2 protein-coding genes are annotated in these 1,689 nt (G+C 33.4%); both read left to right on the forward strand.

What is annotated here, in order from left to right; genetic code table 11:
- The first annotated feature begins 77 nt into the window (after nt 1-77).
- Nucleotides 78-1,082 carry a transposase gene (locus EDD68_RS15100; RefSeq protein ID WP_132373323.1) on the forward strand — a complete coding sequence of 335 codons (1,005 nt, stop codon included), beginning with the start codon at nt 78-80 and terminating at the stop codon, nt 1,080-1,082.
- 25 nt (nt 1,083-1,107) lie between these two features.
- Nucleotides 1,108-1,662: a hypothetical protein gene (locus tag EDD68_RS15105; RefSeq protein ID WP_132373325.1), complete on the forward strand. Its 555-nt coding sequence runs from the start codon at nt 1,108-1,110 to the stop codon at nt 1,660-1,662.
- Nucleotides 1,663-1,689 lie beyond the last annotated feature (27 nt).

Consider the following 1,689-nt stretch of genomic DNA (forward strand, 5'->3'; position numbering starts at 1 on the left):
CTTAGACGGAATAAATAACACCAACATTAAATTTAGGTTATAATAGACCTGAAATTTATTTAAGTTGGTGATTATTTATGCGTACCAAAAATAGATTAAATCCAATCGAATCAAAATACTTTAGACCCGAGATAACTAATTGTCCAGAATGTGGTGGTAAATTAATATACTGTCACCCTGTTTGGAGAAAAACAATTTCTACCCTAAAAGGTGAATTTAAAATCATAAATCTAGGATACCGATGTGAGAATAACTCCTGTTCTAATGACACAGTATATCGTTCAGCTGAAGCCGAACAATTAAGTATGAAGCACATTACTTATGGAATGGATGTCATCGCATATATCGGATATTTACGGTTTAAAGAACATAAGACTCGATCTGAGATAGCTACTATATTATCGGAAAAAGAAGTGAAAATTTCTGAGAGGCAAGTACAGAAACTTTATGAAAGATATGCGTTATTATTGCGGGCAAGCGTTAAAGAAAATATGAAAGAGACATTAGAAAATATTGTGAAAGAACATGGAGGACTTGTTTTATCTATTGATGGTGTCCAACCCGAAAAAGGTAACGAAACATTGTATGTCATCCGTGAAGTTCTTAGTGGTACTATTTTAGCTGCACATAATTTAAAAAGCAGTGCTTCTCAAGAACTGATAGGTATTATTCAACCCATTTTAGACTGGGGTTATCCAATCCAAGGTTTTATCAGTGATGGGCAACAATCCATTCGTTTAGCAATTGAACAAATAGCTCCAGATATTCCGTATCAATATTGTCAGTTTCATTACTTTAAAGACATAGCCAAACCATTAGTTGAAAAAGATAGAAAACTAAAAACGAATATCAAAAAGAAGCTAAGGGGAATAAGGGAAGTTGAAAGAAAAATTGAAAATTCTCCATCTAAAAACATAGAAGAAGAGGTAGCAAGTGACTATATTGCGGCTATTCGATCCGTTCTTCTAGAAGATGGTAAGCCACCATTCGAATTACCAGGCACTTGTGTTTTTGAACGAACGAATGCGATTAAAGATTCGATTGAAAAATGCCTGGATAAAAAAGGGGACTCCTCTACTTGAAAAGTTGTTCAGAATAGTCAGAAATGTGGATAACTATAAGGAAGATTATCAACTCGTAATACGTTGGGATACACGATTTAAAAGGATAGCTACCATTATGGAGCCTTCTGAGAATAAAACAAGTTTTTGGGTCGAAAGCAGATTAAAGCAATACATAAACCAAATGGAAAAAGAGTTGAATCGGAAAGAAGATCAACCGTTTGTAGAGAACTTATTAAAGTATAGTAAAGGATTTTGGAAAGGACTTTTCACATTTTATGATTATCCACTTATACCGAGAACGAACAATGATTTAGAACTCTTTTTTAGAAGAATAAAGCAAAAACACCGAAGAATCACAGGTAGTCGGACTTGGAATCGATATATTATCCGACACGGTGAAAACATTGTATTTGTAGAAAATGTCTCTAGTAATCAGGAAGGGCTACAAATGATAAAAAATGTTAATTATTCAGCATATAAAACTGAAGCAAATAAATGGGAACAACGTATTGGCGAGCATATAAAACATAGAAGATTCAAAAAAGAGCCAAATGAATATTTAAACACTATTGAAGAGAAATGGAAAAGGCACAACTAATTTATTGTGTTAGTTGTGCCGTTTAAG

The sequence above is a fragment of the Melghiribacillus thermohalophilus genome (assembly GCF_004342905.1).
In the GTDB taxonomy this organism is placed as follows: domain Bacteria; phylum Bacillota; class Bacilli; order Bacillales; family Alkalibacillaceae; genus Melghiribacillus; species Melghiribacillus thermohalophilus.

Bases quoted from the DNA above. Each gene is read 5' to 3' on its own strand.
- EDD68_RS15100 (WP_132373323.1), top strand. From the start codon at position 78: ATGCGTACCAAAAATAGATTAAATCCAATCGAATCAAAATACTTTAGA.